This is a genomic window from Streptomyces sp. NPDC048269 (genome assembly GCF_040652395.1).
Classification (GTDB): Bacteria; Actinomycetota; Actinomycetes; order Streptomycetales; family Streptomycetaceae; genus Streptomyces.
The window spans coordinates 14,094-30,665 of the sequence record NZ_JBEZLW010000040.1 but is presented as its reverse complement, the minus strand read 5'-3'; the positions used below and the strand labels follow the sequence as shown (position 1 = coordinate 30,665).

Below are 16,572 nucleotides of genomic sequence, written 5' to 3'. Positions count from 1 at the left end.
CGCTGGACCGGAACAACCTGGGCAGACCCGGGCTCCGCCCGGCGACCCGGATGTCTGCCGGGAACGAGACACGAGGGCCGATGTCAGCCACACCTGAGCGCGGTGAACTCACTCTGCTCGACGACGGCGCAACCCACGAGGAGACGCACGAGGAGACGCACGAGGAGACGCCTGAGGGGACGCACGCGGAGACGCCCGAGGAGTCGGGCAAATCCGCCCGGTTCTCCGCCGGGCCCGCCGCCCCGACGCGCACCCTCGTCGACATCCTGGAGGCCTCCGTCCAGGCGTACCCCGACGAACTCGCCCTCGACGACGGCGCCGAGCAGCTGACCTACCGTGCCCTGGCCGCCGAGGTCGAGCGCCGGCGGCGCGCTCTCTCGGCCGCCGGGGTGGGGCTCGGCGACCGGGTCGGCGTACGCGTGCCGTCCGGGACCAACGAGTTGTACGTGACCATCCTCGCCGTGCTCGCCGCGGGAGCCGCCTACGTGCCCGTCGACGCCGAGGACCCGGACGAGCGGGCCGAGCTGGTCTTCGGCGAGGCCGGCGTACGGGCGGTGCTGGGCGCCGGACGGCGCATCGACGTCACCGGCCTCGCGGACGTTCCCGTGTCCGCCGCGCGGCCCGGCCCCGGGCACGACGCCTGGATCATCTTCACCTCCGGCTCCACCGGCAAGCCCAAGGGCGTCGCCGTCAGTCATCGCAGCGCCGCCGCCTTCGTGGACGCCGAGGCCGCGCTCTTCCTCGCCGAGGAGCCGATCGGACCCGGCGACCGGGTCATGGCGGGGCTGTCCGTCGCCTTCGACGCCTCCTGCGAGGAGATGTGGCTGGCCTGGCGCCACGGCGCCTGCCTGGTACCCGTGCCGCGCTCGCAGGTGCGCAGCGGCGCCGACCTCGGCCCCTGGATGGTCGAACAGGAGGTCACCGTGGTGTCCACGGTGCCGACCCTGGCCGCGCTCTGGGAGCCCGAGGCGCTGAACGAGGTCCGGCTGCTGATCTTCGGCGGTGAGGCCTGCCCGCCCGAACTGACCCAGCGCCTGGTCACCGAGGGCCGCGAGGTCTGGAACACGTACGGCCCCACCGAGGCCACCGTCGTCGCCTGCGCCTCGCTCCTGACCGGTGAGGAACCGGTCCGGATCGGCCTGCCGCTGAACGGCTGGGAACTGGCCGTGGTCGACGAGTCCGGTGAGCCGGTGCCGATGGGCGGCAGCGGCCAGCTCGTGATCGGCGGCGTCGGCCTGGCCCGCTACCTCGACCCCGCGATGGACGCCGAGAAGTACGCCCCGCTGGAATCACTCGGCTGGGAGCGCGCCTACCGCAGCGGTGACCTCGTCCGCGCGGAACCGGAGGGGCTGGTCTTCCTCGGCCGGGGCGACGAGCAGATCAAGCTCGGCGGCCGCCGGATCGAGCTGGGCGAGGTGGACGCCGCGCTGCAGGCCCTGCCCGGCGTCGCCGGCGCGGCCGCCGCCGTACGCACGGCACGCAGCGGCAACCAACTGCTCGTCGGCTACCTGGTCGCCCAGGAGGGCTGGGACCGCGCTGCGGCCGTGGAGCGGCTGCGCGCCGAGCTGCCCGCGGCCCTCGTACCGCTGCTCGCACCGGTCGACGAGCTGCCCACCCGCACCTCCGGCAAGGTGGACCGGGACGCGCTGCCCTGGCCCCTGCCCGGACTGGAGACCACCGGCCCCGCCGAGCAGCTGTACGGCACCGAGGCCTGGCTCGCCGAGCAGTGGAGCGAGACCCTCGGCGTGACCGTCGCCGGCGCAGCCGACGACTTCTTCGCGATCGGCGGCAACAGCCTCGCCGCCGCCCAGCTCACCACCCGCCTGCGCACCCGCTACCCGAGCGCGGCCGTACTTGACATCTACCAGCAGCCCACCCTGCGCAAGCTGGCCCGACGCCTGGAGAAGTCCGTACAGGACGACGGCGAGGCCCGGACCGTCACGCCGGTTCCGCTCCGGACCAAGGTGATCCAGTCGCTCCTGCTGCTCCCGCTCTTCACCCTCGTCGGCCTGCGCTGGACCGTGGCGCTGCTGGCCCTGGGCAACGTACTGCACTGGTTCGGGCCCCATCCGTGGGCGCCGACCGCCTCCTGGTGGCTCGTCGGCGCAGGCGCGGCGCTGCTCTTCAGCCCGCCGGGCCGCCTCGCCCTGGCGGCCGGAGGCGCCCGCCTGCTGCTGCGCGGGGTGAAGGCAGGACGCCACCCGCGCGGCGGAAGCGTGCACCTGCGGCTGTGGACGGCCGAGCGCCTGGCCGAGTGCGCCGGTGCGACCTCACTCACCGGATCCTGGCTGGAACGCTACGCACGGGCCCTCGGCGCCAGGATCGGCCCCGAGGCGGACCTGCACTCGTTGCCCCCGGTCACGGGCATGCTCAAGCTCGGCCGCGGCTGCGCCGTGGAGACCGAGGTGGACCTCTCCGGGTACTGGCTGGACGGCGACCGGCTCGAAATCGGCCCGGTCAAGGTCGGTGCGGGCGCGGTGGTCGGCACCCGCAGCATCCTCTTCCCCGGCGCACGGGTCGGCAAGCGGGCGGAAGTGGCCCCCGGCTCCGCCGTGGTCGGACAGGTTCCGACCGGCCAGCGCTGGGCCGGGGCGCCCGCCGGCAAGCTCGGCAAGGCCAAGCGCAACTGGCCCAAGGAGCGCCCGCCGCGTGCCGTCCACTGGCGCGCCATGTACGGAGCGACCGGCTTCGGCCTCACTGCTCTGCCCGTGCTCGCCACCGTGCCCGCCCTGCTCGTCGTGAGCCGGTTCGTGCCCGCCGACGCCGGGCTCGGCCGGGCGCTGCGCGGGGCCCTGCTCGCCGTGGTGCCCGGGGCGCTCGCCTTCGGGTTCGCGTACGCGCTGCTCCTGCTGATCTCGGTACGTCTGCTCAGTCTCGGACTGCGTACGGGGAACCATCCGACGCACAGCCGGGTCGGCTGGCAGGCCTGGACGGTCACGCAGCTGATGGACCTGTCGCGGGGGACGCTCTTCCCGCTGTACGCGGGGCTGATCACACCGGTGTGGCTGCGGCTGCTCGGCATGAAGATCGGCCGCGGCGCGGAGGTCTCCACCGTGCTCGCACTGCCGAGCCTCACCACCGTGGGCGAGGGCGCGTTCCTCGCCGACGACACCCTGACCGCCCCCTACGAACTGGGCGGCGGATGGATGCGGATCGGACACTCCGAGATCGGGCGCCGGGCGTTCCTCGGCAACTCCGGAATGACCGCGCCGGGCCGCAACGTGCCGGACGACGGGCTCGTCGGCGTGCTGTCCGCCACCCCGAAGAAGGCCAAGAAGGGCAGCTCGTACCTGGGGCTGCCACCGGTCCGGCTGCCGCGCTCCGCCGCGGCCCACGACCAGAGCCGGACGTACGATCCGCCCGCGCGGCTGCTGTGGGCGCGCGGGCTGGTGGAGCTGTGCCGGCTCGTCCCGGTGTTCTGCTCGGCCGCCCTGGCCGTAATGACCGTGGCGGCGCTCTGCGCACTGATCACGACGAGCGGTCTGGGGATCCGGGGGGCCGCACTGCTCTCCGGGGCGGTCCTGCTCGCCGCCGGGGCTGCCGCCTGCGCGGTCGCGGTGGCCGCGAAATGGCTGCTGGTGGGCCGGCACCGGGTGGGGGAGCACCCGTTGTGGAGCGGCTTCGTGTGGCGCAACGAGCTGGCCGACACGTTCGTCGAAGTACTGGCCGTGCCGTGGCTGGTCGGATCGGTGCCCGGTACGCCGCTGCTGGCCCTGTGGCTGCGCGGGCTCGGGGCCCGGATCGGCCGGGGCGTGTGGTGCGAGAGCTACTGGCTGCCCGAGACGGACCTGGTGGTGCTGGGCGACGCGGTCAGCGTGAACCGCGGCTGTGTACTGCAGACACACCTCTTCCATGACCGGATCTTGAGGACGGATACTGTGGTCCTGCGCGAGGGCGCCACCCTGGGCCCGGGCGGAATCGTCCTGCCCGGGAGTACGGTCGGGGCCCGCAGCACACTCGGTCCCGCCTCCCTCGTGATGGCCGGGGAATCCGTCCCCGCCGACACCCGCTGGCTGGGCAATCCGATCGAGGCCTGGCGGACCTGAAAGGGCTTGCCCGTCCTCGGCAACACCGGCACGTCGTACGAGCACAGCGCAGGGAGCGGAAGCGGCAGTGAGCGGCCAGAAGACAGCGGCATCGGACCCGTACTTTCCGGCCAACGGCGACTCCCGTTACCGCGTGCACCGGTACGAACTCGCCCTGGATTACCGCCCGGGCCCCAACCGGCTGGCCGGGACGGCCCGGCTCAGCGCGATCGCCGGGCGGGCACCCCTCACCGAGTTCCACCTCAACCTGGCCGAGTTCAAGATCGGCCGGGTCCTGGTGAACGGGCGGGCCCCGCACTACGCGCACCGGGGCGGCAAGCTCCGCATACAACCGGCCAAGCCGCTGCCCGCGGGCGCCGCCTTCACCGTGGAGGTCCACTGGGCGGGCAACCCCAAGCCGGTGCGGAGCCCCTGGGGCGGCCTCGGCTGGGAGGAGCTGACCGACGGCGCGCTGGTCGCCAGCCAGCCGGTCGGCGCGCCCTCCTGGTACCCGTGCAACGACCGGCCCGCCGACAAGGCCTCGTACCACATCTCCGTCAACACACCCTCCCCCTACACGGTGGCGGCCGGCGGCCGGCTGCTCACCAGGACGACGAAGTCCAGCACCACCACCTGGGTGTACGAGCAGTCCGCGCCGACCTCCAGCTACCTGGTCGGCCTGTCCATCGGCATGTACCAGACGGTGCTGCTCGGCGACCCCGGGCTCGGCGGCGTCCCGCAGAGCGCCCACGTACCGGCGCACCTGCTGCCGCGGTTCTCCCGGGACTTCGCCCGGCAGCCCGCCATGATGCAGCTGTTCGAGGAACTGTTCGGGCCCTATCCCTTCGGCGAGTACGCGGTGGTCGTCGCCGACGAGGAACTCGACGTCCCGGTGGAAGCCCAGGGTCTGTCCCTGTTCGGTGCCAACCACGTGGACGGCGTACGGGGTTCGGAGCGCCTGATCGCCCATGAGCTCGCGCACCAGTGGTTCGGCAACAGCGTGACCATCGCCGACTGGCGGCACATCTGGCTGAACGAGGGCTTCGCGAAGTACGCGGAATGGCTGTGGTCGGAGCGCTCCGGTGGCCGTACCGCGCACGCGCTGGCGGTCACCGCGCACCGGATGCTGGCCTCGCAGCCGCAGGACCTGCGGCTGGTCGACCCGGGCCGCAAGCTGATGTTCGACGACCGGCTCTACCAGCGCGGGGGCCTCGCGGTGCACGCGATCCGCTGCGCCCTGGGCGACGGCGCGTTCTTCCAGATGCTGCGCGACTGGACCGCAGTGCACCGCCACGGCGTGGTCACCACTGCCGCCTTGACCACTCATGTGGCCCGCTACGCGGGCGAGGCGGTGGACGACCTGTTCTCGGCCTGGCTGTACGAGCCGGCCCTCCCGCCGCTGCCCCCGGCGCCCGCACCGGCGAGGCCCGGGTACCCGCCCACGAACGGCGGGCCCGCGGGCCGGGGCAGGGCCTCCGCGTAGCGGAGCCCCGCCGAGGACGTACGGGCCGGCCGACGCGGGCCGGCCCGTACGTCCTGTCAGACGAGGTCGAACCGGTCGAGGTTCATGACCTTGTCCCACGCCGCGACGAAGTCCTTCACGAACTTCTGCTTCGCGTCGTCGCCCGCGTAGACCTCCGCGAGGGCACGCAGCTCGGAGTTGGACCCGAAGACGAGGTCGGCACGGGTGCCGGTCCACTTGACCTCGCCCGTGGCGGCGTCGCGGCCCTCGAAGGTGTTCGCGTCCCCGGACGTCGCCGTCCACGTCGTGCCCAGGTCGAGCAGGTTGACGAAGAAGTCGTTCGTCAGGGACCCCGGGGCCGTCGTGAAGACGCCGTGCGGCGACTGCTGGTGGTTGGCGCCCAGGACGCGGAGGCCACCGATGAGTACCGTCAGCTCGGGGGCGCTCAGCGTCAGCAGGTTCGCGCGGTCGAGCAGCAGGTACTCGGCCGGCAGCCGGTTGCCCTTCCCGAGGTAGTTGCGGAACCCGTCGGCGGTCGGCTCCAGCGCCGCGAACGACTCCACGTCGGTCTGCTCCTGCGACGCGTCCGCGCGGCCCGGCGTGAAGGGGACCTCGATGCCGAAGCCGGCGTCCTTGGCGGCCTGCTCGACGGCGGCGCCGCCGGCCAGCACGATCACGTCGGCGAGCGAGATCCGCTTGCCACCGGTCTGGGCGGCGTTGAAGGCCTCCTGGATCCCCGTCAGGGTGCGCAGCACCGTCGCGAGTTCGTCGGGTTCGTTGACCTCCCACCCGCTCTGCGGCTGGAGGCGGATCCGCGCACCGTTGGCACCGCCGCGCTTGTCGCTGCCGCGGAAGGACGAGGCCGCCGCCCACGCGGTGGACACGAGCTGCGACACCGACAGGTCCGACGCCAGGATCTGGCTCTTGAGGGAGGCGACGTCCGCGGCGTCGACGAGCTCGTGCGTCACCGGGGGCAGCGGGTCCTGCCACAGCAGCGTCTCGGTCGGGACCTCGGGGCCGAGGTAGCGCACGATCGGGCCCATGTCGCGATGGGTCAGCTTGAACCAGGCGCGGGCGAAGGCGTCCGCGAACGCGGCGGGGTTCTCGTGGAAGCGCCGCGAGATCTGCTCGTACGCCGGGTCGAACCGGAGCGAGAGGTCGGTGGTGAGCATCGTCGGGGCGTGGCTCTTCGACGGGTCGTGGGCGTCGGGCACGGTGCCCGCCCCGGCGCCCTCCTTCGGTCGCCACTGGTGCGCGCCGGCGGGGCTCTTGAAGAGCTCCCACTCGTAGCCGAACAGTATGTCGAAGAAGCTGTTGTCCCAGGTGATCGGGGTGTTCGTCCAGATGCCTTCGAGGCCACTGGTGATCGCGTCGGCACCCTTGCCGGTGCCGTAGGAGTTCTTCCAGCCGAGGCCCTGCTGCTCGATCGGGGCAGCCTCCGGGTCTTCGCCGACGCTCTCCGCGGGACCCGCGCCGTGGGTCTTGCCGAAGGTGTGACCGCCCGCGATCAGGGCGACCGTCTCCTCGTCGTTCATCGCCATCCGGCGGAAGGTCTCACGGATGTCGCGGGCCGCGGCGAGCGGGTCCGGGGTGCCGTTCGGGCCTTCGGGGTTGACGTAGATGAGGCCCATCTGCACGGCGCCGAGTGGGTTCTCCAGCTCGCGGTCGCCGGTGTAGCGCTCGTCGTCGAGCCAGGTGGTCTCGGGACCCCAGTAGACGTCCTCGTCGGGCTCCCACACGTCGGCGCGGCCGCCGCCGAAGCCGAAGGTCTCGAAGCCCATCTGCTCCAGGGCGACGTTGCCGGTGAGGATCATCAGGTCGGCCCACGAGAGGCTCTGGCCGTACTTCTTCTTGACCGGCCACAGCAGGCGGCGGGCCTTGTCGAGGTTGCCGTTGTCCGGCCAGCTGTTCAGGGGGGCGAAGCGCTGCTGGCCGGCCCCGGCGCCGCCGCGGCCGTCGCTGATCCGGTAGGTGCCGGCGCTGTGCCAGGCCATCCGGATCATGAAGGGGCCGTAGTGGCCGAAGTCGGCGGGCCACCAGTCCTGCGAGGTCGTCAGCACCTCGGCGATGTCCCGCTTGACCGCCGGGAGGTCGAGGGTCTTGAACGCCGCGGCGTAGTCGAACTCCTCACCGAGGGGGTTGGCCACGGCGGGGTTCTTGGCGAGGATCTTCAGGTTGAGCCGTTCCGGCCACCACTGGCGGTTGCCGCCGCCCTGCGTCGGGTGCGGGGCGCGCTCGTGCGCGACCGGGCAGCCGCCTGCGCCCTCGGACTTGGCGTCCGTGACGATTGCATCATGGTTCTCAGACATGGGAATCCTTCCGTACCAGGCGGATCGCGGTGTTCAGGAACTGAATGCGGTGGAACAGTCGTCGGGGCGCAGCGCCCCGGGTGCATGTCCTCGGCCTTTGTCGGTCTCCTCGACGCCGAGGTGGGTCACCGTCCCGGACGGTCTCGTTGTCCGTCTCCCGCCGCTGTGAAGTCGTCCTGCCTCTTTGCCATCGATGAAACCGATCCTACGATGGACAGAATCCAAGTCAAGAAGGCCATCAACTCCATATCCCATCGGATTCCGGACGTGCACGCAATGAACGTCGGGTCTTGCCACCGAACCTGAAGAGGGGAACCGAGATGAGTGACCTGCTGGAGCGGCTGCGGGGGCGTGGCTGGCGGATGACGTCGCAGCGGCGAGTTGTCGCGGAGGTGCTCGACGGCGATCACGTGCACCTCACGGCCGACGAGGTGCACGCCCGCGCGGCGCAGCTGCTGCCCGAAATATCCCGGGCGACCGTCTACAACGCCCTGGGCGAGCTGGTGGCCCTGGGCGAGGTCGCGGAGGTCTCCACCGGCCGCGCGAAGCGTTACGACCCCAACGCGCACCACCCGCACCAGCACCTCGTCTGCTCCCACTGCGGCCTCATCCGCGACGTCCACCCGACCGGCGACCTGCTGGCCGCCCTCCCGGCCGAGGAACGCTTCGGCTTCACGGTGTCCGAAGTCGAGGTGAACTACCGGGGATTGTGCCCGGCCTGCGCCGCCTAGGCGGGTTCGCCCTGGCCACCGGCTGCCGACCGCCGTTTGCCGCCGGCCGTTTGCCGCCGGGCCTCTGCTGTCTGCCGTCCGCCGGAATAACCTTTGAGGCCCAGGAGGTTGGAGGGGTGGAACGCACCCGATACCCCCAAGCCCGGGGGTCTGGCAACCGGAGCAGACATGACCCCCGACAAGCCCCGTGACGCGGACCGCTCGTTCCTCTTCGTCCTCGGCAGCTCCCGCCCGGACGGCAACACCGAGATCCTCGCGCGGGCGGCCGCCGAACAGCTTTCCGCCGGCGTCACGCAGCGATGGGTGGACCTGGCCGGACTGCCGCTCCCCGACTTCCAGGACGGGCGGCACGAGTCCGAATCCCGCGCCGTCGACGAGAACGAGGAAGTGCTCCGCCGGGCCACGCTGGAGGCCACCGACATCGTCATCGTCTCGCCCCTGTACTGGTACTCCCTCTCCGCGCACACCAAGCGCTACCTCGACTACTGGTCGGGCTGGCTCGCGGTGCCCGGCTTGGACTTCAAGCAGCGGATGGCGGGCCGGACCCTGTGGGGGGTGACGGTCATGGCGGACCGCGAGGAGGTGGTCGCCGACGGTCTGACCACCACCCTCAACCACACCGCCGCGTACCTGCGGATGCGGTTCGGCGGTGTGCTGTTCGGCAACGGCACCCGCCCCGGCCAGGTACGGAACGACGAGCGGGCGGTGATCCGGGCCAAGACGTTCTTCGAGCGGGAGGCCCCGCTCGCCCGGTTCCCGTACGAGGAGGGCCCCGCGGGGCAGTAGCCGGCACGGCGGGCCCGGGCCTCTCGGCCCGGGTCCGTCCCCTACGTCTGCCTCGTCCAACGCTGCGAAGCCTCCCCGCCGCAGGTCTTCGTCACCAGGCCGCTGCTCATGCCCAGGTCGAGGCAGCCGCCGCCGTAGTCGCTCCGGAGGCTGCCGCCCGAACCCGTGCGCCACAGCCGGCCGATGTCCTGGGCGCAGTCGCCCACGAAGACGGCCTGGCCGAGGCCGTTGGAGTACAGGCACTGGCCGCTCTGCTGGTTGACGAGCTTGAAGCTGCCGCCCGACGTGCCCTGCACGGTCCAACGGGCGGTCGCGTTCGAGCACTCGCCGAAGTCCGAGGCCCCGAAGACCTGGGTGATGCACTTGCCGTTGTTGCCGTTGCTGTAGCGGTAGGTGCCGGATGCGGGCGGCGCCGGGGCCGTCGGGGCCGTGGACGTACCACTACCGGGGGGACGCGAGGTGCTGGTGCCGCCCGCGTTTCCAGAGCCCGCGGAGCCGCCGGAGCCGTTCTGACTGCCGCTGGCGCTTCCGTTGCCCGGCCCCGGGCCGGAGCCGGGAACGGTTCCGGCGCCCCCGGCGACCGCGATCGGTCCGCCGGGGCCGCCCTGCCCTGGGCCGTTGCCGTCCCCCTCGCCCTTGTCCTGTGCCGGCGACTGCGCGGGTGAGGCCGCTCCCGGGGGGCTGCCGTTCGCCGCCGACGCTGCCGGGTCGGCCGGTGCCGTGACCTGGGCGGAGGGGATGGTCCGGGCCCCGGCCTGAGGCGAGGACGTGTACGGGAGGTGCTGGATGGCGAGTGTCGTACCGCCCGCGACCACGACGACGGGGACGACGGCGAGGAGTACGCGGGTACGGCGGCGGCGCTCGGGCCGCTCGGGCCGCTCGGGCCGCTCGTGTCGTTCCGGGAGGGACTCGACTGCGGGCGTGGGCTCCGGACGGGGTCCCTTCGCCGGTTCCTTCCCCGTCTCCTTCCCCGGCTCCTCCTTCGGTTCCGGTTCCGGGTTCCCGCCGGCGAGCGGGACCGTCGGTACGTCGATCTCCTGCACGTTCGCGGCGAAGGCGGCCCGCTCGGCCAGCCGCTCGGTGATGGCTTCCGGCCACAGCGGGGTGGCGACCGGGCCGCGCCGGGAGGCCCGTTCGAGGAGTTCGGCGGCGGTGGGCCGGCCCTCGGGGTCCTTGTCGAGACAGGCCGCGACGAGCTCGGCGAGCTCCGGCTCCAGCTCCCGCAACGGCTCCAGGTCGGGCTCTTCGTGGACGATGCGGTACAGCACGCCGTGCCCCGACTCGTCGCGGAAGGGCGGCTGCCCGCACGCCGCGTACGCAAGTACCGAGCCCAGCGCGAACACGTCGGTGGCGCCGCTCACACGGCGTGTGCCCGAGGCCTGTTCGGGCGCCATGTAGGCGGGCGTGCCCACGACCATGCCGGTCCTGGTCAGCTGACTCTGCTCGGCGGCCCGGGCGACGCCGAAGTCGATGAGGGTGAGGCCGTCGAGGGTCAGCATGACGTTGGACGGCTTGAGGTCCCGGTGCACCATGTCCAGCGCGTGCACCGACGCCAGGCCCGCCGCCGCCTCCCGCAGCAGCAGCCACAGCGCGTGCGCGGGCAGCGGACCGCCGTGCAGTCCGACGGCTTCCCGCAGGGTGAGTCCGGGGATGTACGCGGTGGCGAACCACGGGGGCCTTGCTGTGCGGTCGCTGGCGAGCAGCGGCGCGGTGGCCTCCGCGGGCAGCCGGGCGAGGTTGTCCAATTCGTGCCCGAATCGGCGCACGAAGTCCTCGTCCTCACCGACGACGGAGGACAGCAGTTGCTTGACGGCGACGTACCGGCCCTCCTGGATCCCGAGGTACACCCGCCCCATACCTCCGGCCCCGAGCCGGCCCGCCAGCGGAATCGACCCGATCCGGCGCGGATCCCCCGCCTCCAGAGGCTCGGCCCCGCTCCCCCTCAGCTCTAACACGTCCGCCCCGCTCGAATTAGAAACAGTTTCCGGAAATCTAACCCGATGATCCCGCAACGGCAACGCGTCGAGGTGAACGCCGACTTGCTCTTCGACGGCGGCGGCGCAGCCCCGGGATCCGCGGCCGTGAGCCGTGTCTCACCGGGGCGGTGGCGCTTGTCTATGCAACGAGTTGCATAGAAGGATCGGGGGCATGGCACTTGAGCACGCGATCCTCGTCTCCCTGCTGGAGAAGCCGGGCTCCGGATATGAGCTGGCCCGCCGGTTCGATCGGTCCATCGGCTATTTCTGGACCGCCACCCACCAGCAGATCTACCGCGTGCTCAAGCGGATGGAGGGCGACGGCTGGGTCGACGTCCTCGAAGTGCCCCAGCGGACGAGGCCGGACAAAAAGGAGTATTCCGTCGCCGCGGCGGGCCGGGCCGCCCTCTCCGCCTGGCTCCACGAGCCGATCCAGCCCGACAGCGTCCGGCACGAGCTCGCGGTGAAGATCCGCGGCGCGGCCTTCGACGACGCGGCCGCACTGATCCGCGAGGTCGAGCGGCACCACCAGGCGCACGCCGACCGGCTCACGCACTATCTCGCGGGGGAGCTGCGCGACTTCACCGGCCCGGACGCGCCCGTGGTGCCGGACGCCGGACGGGAGCTCCAGTACGCCGTGCTCCGCGGCGGCATCGCCTACGAGCGGATGCAGCTCGCCTGGCTCGAGGACGTACTCGCCACGCTCCACCGTCTCGCGACCCCCTGACCGCCTTCATCCCCGATCCTTTCCGACCCCTCTGATCTCCCGACCGAAAGGCGAACCTCCATGACCGACCCGCTGCTGTTCAACCCGCGTACCTACGACCCCGCGCACTTCGACCCCGAGACCCGCCGGCTGCTGCGCGCCACCGTCGACTGGTTCGAGGAGCGCGGCAAGCGCAAGCTCATCGAGGACTACCGCTCGCGTGCCTGGCTGGCGGACTTCCTCGCGTTCTCCGCGAAGGAGGGGCTCTTCGCGACCTTCCTGACCCCGGCCCCCGCCGCCGGCCAGGGGGAGCCGGAGAAGCGCTGGGACACCGCACGGATCGCCGCGCTCAACGAGATCTTCGGCTTCTACGGCCTGGACTACTGGTACGCGTGGCAGGTCACCATCCTCGGTCTCGGGCCGGTCTGGCAGAGCGACAACGCCGCCGCCCGCGACCGCGCGGCGGAACTCCTGCGCGAGGGCGAGGTGTTCGCCTTCGGCCTGTCCGAGAAGACCCACGGCGCCGACATCTACTCGACCGACATGCTGCTGGAGCCCGACGGCGACGGCGGCTTCCGGGCCAGCGGCTCCAAGTACTACATCGGCAACGGCAACGCCGCCGGTCTCGTCTCCGTCTTCGGCCGGCGCACCGACGTCGACGGCCCCGACGGCTACGTCTTCTTCGCCGCCGACAGCCGCCACCCCGCGTACCAGCTGGTGAAGAACGTCGTCGACTCCTCCAAGTACGTCAGCGAGTTCCGGCTCGCCGACTACCCGGTCACCGCCGCCGACGTCCTGCACACCGGTCGCGCCGCCTTCGACGCCGCCCTCAACACCGTCAACGTCGGCAAGTTCAACCTCTGCACCGCGTCGATCGGCATCTGCGAACACGCGATGTACGAGGCCGTCACCCACGCGCAGAACCGCATCCTCTACGGCCGCCCCGTCACCGCCTTCCCGCACGTCCGCCGGGAGCTGACCGACGCCTACGTCCGCCTCGTCGGGATGAAGCTGTTCAGCGACCGCGCCGTGGACTACTTCCGCTCGGCCGGACCTGACGACCGCCGGTACCTGCTCTTCAACCCGATGACCAAGATGAAGGTGACCACGGAGGGCGAGAAGGTCATCGACCTGATGTGGGACGTCATCGCGGCCAAGGGCTTCGAGAAGGACACCTACTTCGCCCAGGCGGCCGTCGAGATCCGCGGGCTGCCGAAGCTGGAGGGCACGGTCCACGTCAACCTCGCGCTCATCCTCAAGTTCATGCACAACCACCTGCTGGAGCCGGCCGAGTACGCGCCCGTGCCGACCCGCCTCGACGCGGCCGACGACGCGTTCCTGTTCCGCCAGGGGCCGGCCCGCGGCCTGGGTTCCGTCCGCTTCCACGACTGGCGCACGGCCTACGACGCGTACGCGGCCGTGCCCAACGTCGGCCGCTTCCGCGAGCAGGCCGACGCCCTGTGCGAGTTCGTCAGGACGGCCGCCCCCGGCGAGGAGCAGAGCCGCGATCTCGATCTCCTCCTGGCAGTGGGCCAGCTGTTCGCGCTGGTCGTGCACGGCCAGCTGATCCTGGAGCAGGCGCAGCTGTCCGCTCTGGACGAGGACGTGCTCGACGAGCTGTTCGGGGTCCTCGTGCGCGACTTCTCCGCGCACGCGGTCGAGCTGTACGGCAAGGACTCCGCCACCGCCGACCAGCAGGGCTGGGCACTCGGCGCGGTCCGGCGGCCGGTCGTCGACGCCGACCGCTCGGCACGCGTCTGGGCGCGCGTGGAGGCACTGGCCGGGGCCTACGAGATGGCGCCCTGACCCCGGACCACTCCGGACGGACGGCTCCCGGCGCGGGAGCCGTCCGTCCGCCGCCGGCCGGTTCACCGCGGTGCGCGGTCGGGTGCCGTCATGCGCTCGATGTCGGTGGTGAGCGAGTCGAGCCAGGCGAGGGCGGCGAAGAAGCGCAGGGGGGCGACACCCAGCGGACCGTCGGGTCCGGCATCGGGTCCGGGCGTGGGCGGGGGCGGTCCGGTCGCCGCGGGGTCCCCACCCGCCCATTCCGCCACCTCGCGCAACCGGGTGGCCACCCCGGAGGCCCGGCCGTGCAGCCGCGCCCCGTTCTCCTGTCCCGGGGCGGGACCTCCGCGGCCGAGGACCCGCCGCGATCCCCACAGCGCGTGATGGCCCGTCATCATGGCCGCCTGCCAGTCCGGAGCGGCGTCGGTGGGCAACCGGGGTTCGCTCTGGCGCTGCGCGTACGCGGACTCCGCCAGCGTCAGCGCGAGCTGGAGCGGCCGGTCGTCGTAGGCCCGTCCCGGCCGGCCCGCCACCACGGCGGCCGTGGCGCCGTCGACGGTCTCGGCGGACCGCGTCAGCAGCAGCGCGACCGCCCTGTGCAGCTCCTCCTGCGCGCCCCGCGGCCAGGCGAGCAGCCCGAAGACGATGCCGATGAGGCTGCCGATGACCACGTCCATGATCCTGACCTCGGCCAGCCGCCACGTCACCGGGGCCAGCTGCGCGAAGACGAAGGCCACGACGAGGGTGAACATGCCCTGGGCCCAGCCCACGCCCCGTACCGGCCCCACCCGGAACGCGACGAGCATGACCACCGGCAGAGCGATGGCGTAGACGGTGGTGCGGCCGCCGATCAGGGCCAGCAGGGCGGCGGTGATCAGGGCCCCCAGCAGGGTGCCGGTGAGCGCCTGGCGCACGGTCGCCTTGGTCTGCGAGGCCGTGGTCCGGGTCAGGCTGAGCACTGCCAGCATCGCCCAGAAACCGTGGGGCAGTGACTCCACGCCCGCGACCGTACGGGCGGCCGCGAGCGCGAGGCTCATCCGGACGGCGTTCTGGAAGTACACGGACCGAGGACCGGCGTGTGCCGCCAGCCGGTGCCACCACAAGCGGGGCGCACTCTGTCCGGCGTACCAGAAGCGGGCCGCGTCGATCTCGGCCGGCAGCCGCGCGCGCCGGCCCCGTACCGCCAGTTCCGCAGCCGTCGTGAAGGTCACGGCCGCGTCGGCCACCTCCATCAGCACCGCCCGGCGGCGGCCCCGCGCGGCGGTCGGGAGCTGCTCCTGCGCCGCCGCGGCCGCCGCCCCGTCCCGTACGCGCCGCAGGGCGTCGGCGGCGTCGGTGGCGTCGTCCGCGCCGTTCAGCAGGGCGGCGGTCTCGGTGGTGGCCGCGGCGACCGCGGGCAGGACGCCCGGCTCCTCCGGCGGCAGTCCGCCCGGCGGCGGCGCCGGAAGGTTCGCCAGGCGGCTGAGGAGCGTGCGGGCGGCCAGGCCCGCGTGGGCGAGGGCGCGGTCCCGCAGGCCCGGCCCTGCGGGACGGTCGGCCTCGGCGACCCGGAAGGGCCGCAGTGACTCGCCGGCCGCCCGGGCCGCCTCCGTCGAAGCGGCGGACAGCGCGTACGGTGCGCGGCTCAGCTCGGCGGCGCAGCGGGCGGCGGTGTCGGCCGCCTCGGCGGCCAGCCGCCGGTAGGAGGGGCCGCGCGGCTCGGGCAGTACGAAGTTCTCGGCGAGGACCAGCAGCGCGAGGCCGAAGGTCGCCCCCGCGAGCCGCTCGCCGAGGGTGTCCGGCGCGTAGGGCGGGAAGCACGGCAGGATGTAGAGCAGTTGCAGCCCGGGCGCGGCGCCCGCCGCCCGGGGCCCGGCCGCCGCCACGAAGGCCAGGACGAAGCCGACCAGCAGCATGCCGGCCACGGCGCTCCAGGTCCGCACCGCGAGATAGGTGCCGGCCGTCACCAGCACCCAGGCCGCGGGTGTCGTCCTGAGCATGATGGCGGCCCGCTGGCGCCCGGTGCCGGGCACGTGGGAGAGGGCCGCCATCGACACCACCGAGAACAGCGCGTACGTCGCCGCGACGGGCCGGTCCAGGCCGTACAGGCACACGAAGAACCCGGCACACGCGGCGAGGGTGGTGCGTACCGCCCGCTGTGCCCCGCTCGCGGGGCCACGGCCGGCGCCTCCGTTCCGTTCGGCGCCCATGACTCCAGCATCGGGCCGCCCGCCGGGAGGCACCACATACTGACGGACAAGCCGGTCAGGCGGGTGCCGCCCGTACCGCTCAGCAGGTCAGCCGGTCAGCCCAGGAAGGACAGCCGCACGGTGCGGTCGGGGTTGTCCCGGTTGGTGTCGACCAGGACCACCGACTGCCAGGTGCCCAGCGCCAGCTCGCCGCCGACCACCGGAAGCGTCACGTGCGGCGGCACGAACGCGGGCAGCACATGGTCGCGGCCGTGCCCGGGGGAGCCGTGCCGGTGACGCCAGCGGTCGTCCGAGGGCAGCAGCGTCCGCAGGGCTTCCAGCAGGTCGTCGTCGCTGCCGGCGCCCGTCTCGATGACGGCCAGTCCCGCCGTCGCGTGCGGGGTGAACACATTGAGCAGTCCGTCCCGCCCCCGGGCGGCCTCCCTCAGGAACTCCGCGCACGCGGCGGTCAGGTCGTGGACGGTCTCCGACGCGCCGGTGTGGACGCCGACGGTCCGGCTGGTGAAGGTGTCTGCCATCCGTCCATCCTCTCGCGGGCCCCGTACGCGTCGCGGCCGCCGCACCGTGCACCCGATCCGTTGAACTCCGGCCGCTCCACGCATC

Annotated in this window: 10 protein-coding genes; 6 read left to right on the top strand and 4 right to left on the bottom strand. The window is 72.7% G+C overall.

All coding sequences use genetic code 11. From position 1 onward, the window contains the following. Nucleotides 1-80: 80 nt before the first annotated feature. Complete coding sequence (locus AB0D48_RS29790; RefSeq protein WP_362403675.1) at nucleotides 81-4,046, top strand: Pls/PosA family non-ribosomal peptide synthetase; 3,966 nt, start codon at nucleotides 81-83, stop codon at nucleotides 4,044-4,046. 67 nt (nucleotides 4,047-4,113) lie between these two features. Next, nucleotides 4,114-5,508, top strand: a complete 1,395-nt coding sequence (locus AB0D48_RS29785; RefSeq protein ID WP_362403672.1) for a M1 family metallopeptidase — start codon at nucleotides 4,114-4,116, stop codon at nucleotides 5,506-5,508. A 56-nt stretch (nucleotides 5,509-5,564) separates the two neighbouring features. Here AB0D48_RS29785 and katG read toward each other — a convergent pair whose 3' ends face one another. Then, complete coding sequence (gene katG, locus AB0D48_RS29780; protein WP_362403668.1) at nucleotides 5,565-7,796, bottom strand: catalase/peroxidase HPI; 2,232 nt, start codon at nucleotides 7,794-7,796, stop codon at nucleotides 5,565-5,567. A gap of 320 nt (nucleotides 7,797-8,116) precedes the next feature. Here katG and AB0D48_RS29775 point away from each other — a divergent pair, with 320 nt between their 5' ends. Both AB0D48_RS29775 and AB0D48_RS29770 read left to right on the top strand, forming a co-directional pair. Continuing rightward, nucleotides 8,117-8,527: a Fur family transcriptional regulator gene (locus AB0D48_RS29775; protein ID WP_362403665.1), complete on the top strand. Its 411-nt coding sequence runs from the start codon at nucleotides 8,117-8,119 to the stop codon at nucleotides 8,525-8,527. Nucleotides 8,528-8,695: 168 nt separating this feature from the next. Then, nucleotides 8,696-9,313 (top strand): NAD(P)H-dependent oxidoreductase, encoded by a 618-nt coding sequence (locus tag AB0D48_RS29770; RefSeq protein WP_362403662.1) that lies wholly within the window; start codon nucleotides 8,696-8,698, stop codon nucleotides 9,311-9,313. Nucleotides 9,314-9,354: 41 nt separating this feature from the next. Here AB0D48_RS29770 and AB0D48_RS29765 read toward each other — a convergent pair whose 3' ends face one another. Further along, nucleotides 9,355-11,268, bottom strand: a complete 1,914-nt coding sequence (locus AB0D48_RS29765) for a protein kinase (RefSeq protein ID WP_362403659.1) — start codon at nucleotides 11,266-11,268, stop codon at nucleotides 9,355-9,357. Between the two features lie 193 nt (nucleotides 11,269-11,461). Between AB0D48_RS29765 and AB0D48_RS29760 the strand changes: the two genes are divergently transcribed. Continuing rightward, nucleotides 11,462-12,016, top strand: coding sequence for a PadR family transcriptional regulator (locus tag AB0D48_RS29760; RefSeq protein WP_362403656.1), 555 nt, complete (start codon nucleotides 11,462-11,464; stop codon nucleotides 12,014-12,016). Nucleotides 12,017-12,076: 60 nt separating this feature from the next. Further along, nucleotides 12,077-13,801 (top strand): acyl-CoA dehydrogenase family protein, encoded by a 1,725-nt coding sequence (locus tag AB0D48_RS29755; protein ID WP_362403653.1) that lies wholly within the window; start codon nucleotides 12,077-12,079, stop codon nucleotides 13,799-13,801. A 62-nt stretch (nucleotides 13,802-13,863) separates the two neighbouring features. Here the strand turns inward: AB0D48_RS29755 and AB0D48_RS29750 are convergent, their stop codons facing one another. After that, complete coding sequence (locus AB0D48_RS29750) at nucleotides 13,864-15,969, bottom strand: FUSC family protein (protein WP_362403650.1); 2,106 nt, start codon at nucleotides 15,967-15,969, stop codon at nucleotides 13,864-13,866. A 95-nt stretch (nucleotides 15,970-16,064) separates the two neighbouring features. Beyond that, on the bottom strand, nucleotides 16,065-16,487 hold the full coding sequence (locus AB0D48_RS29745; protein ID WP_362403647.1) for a YjbQ family protein: 423 nt from the start codon (nucleotides 16,485-16,487) through the stop codon (nucleotides 16,065-16,067). Between the last annotated feature and the right edge of the window lie 85 nt (nucleotides 16,488-16,572).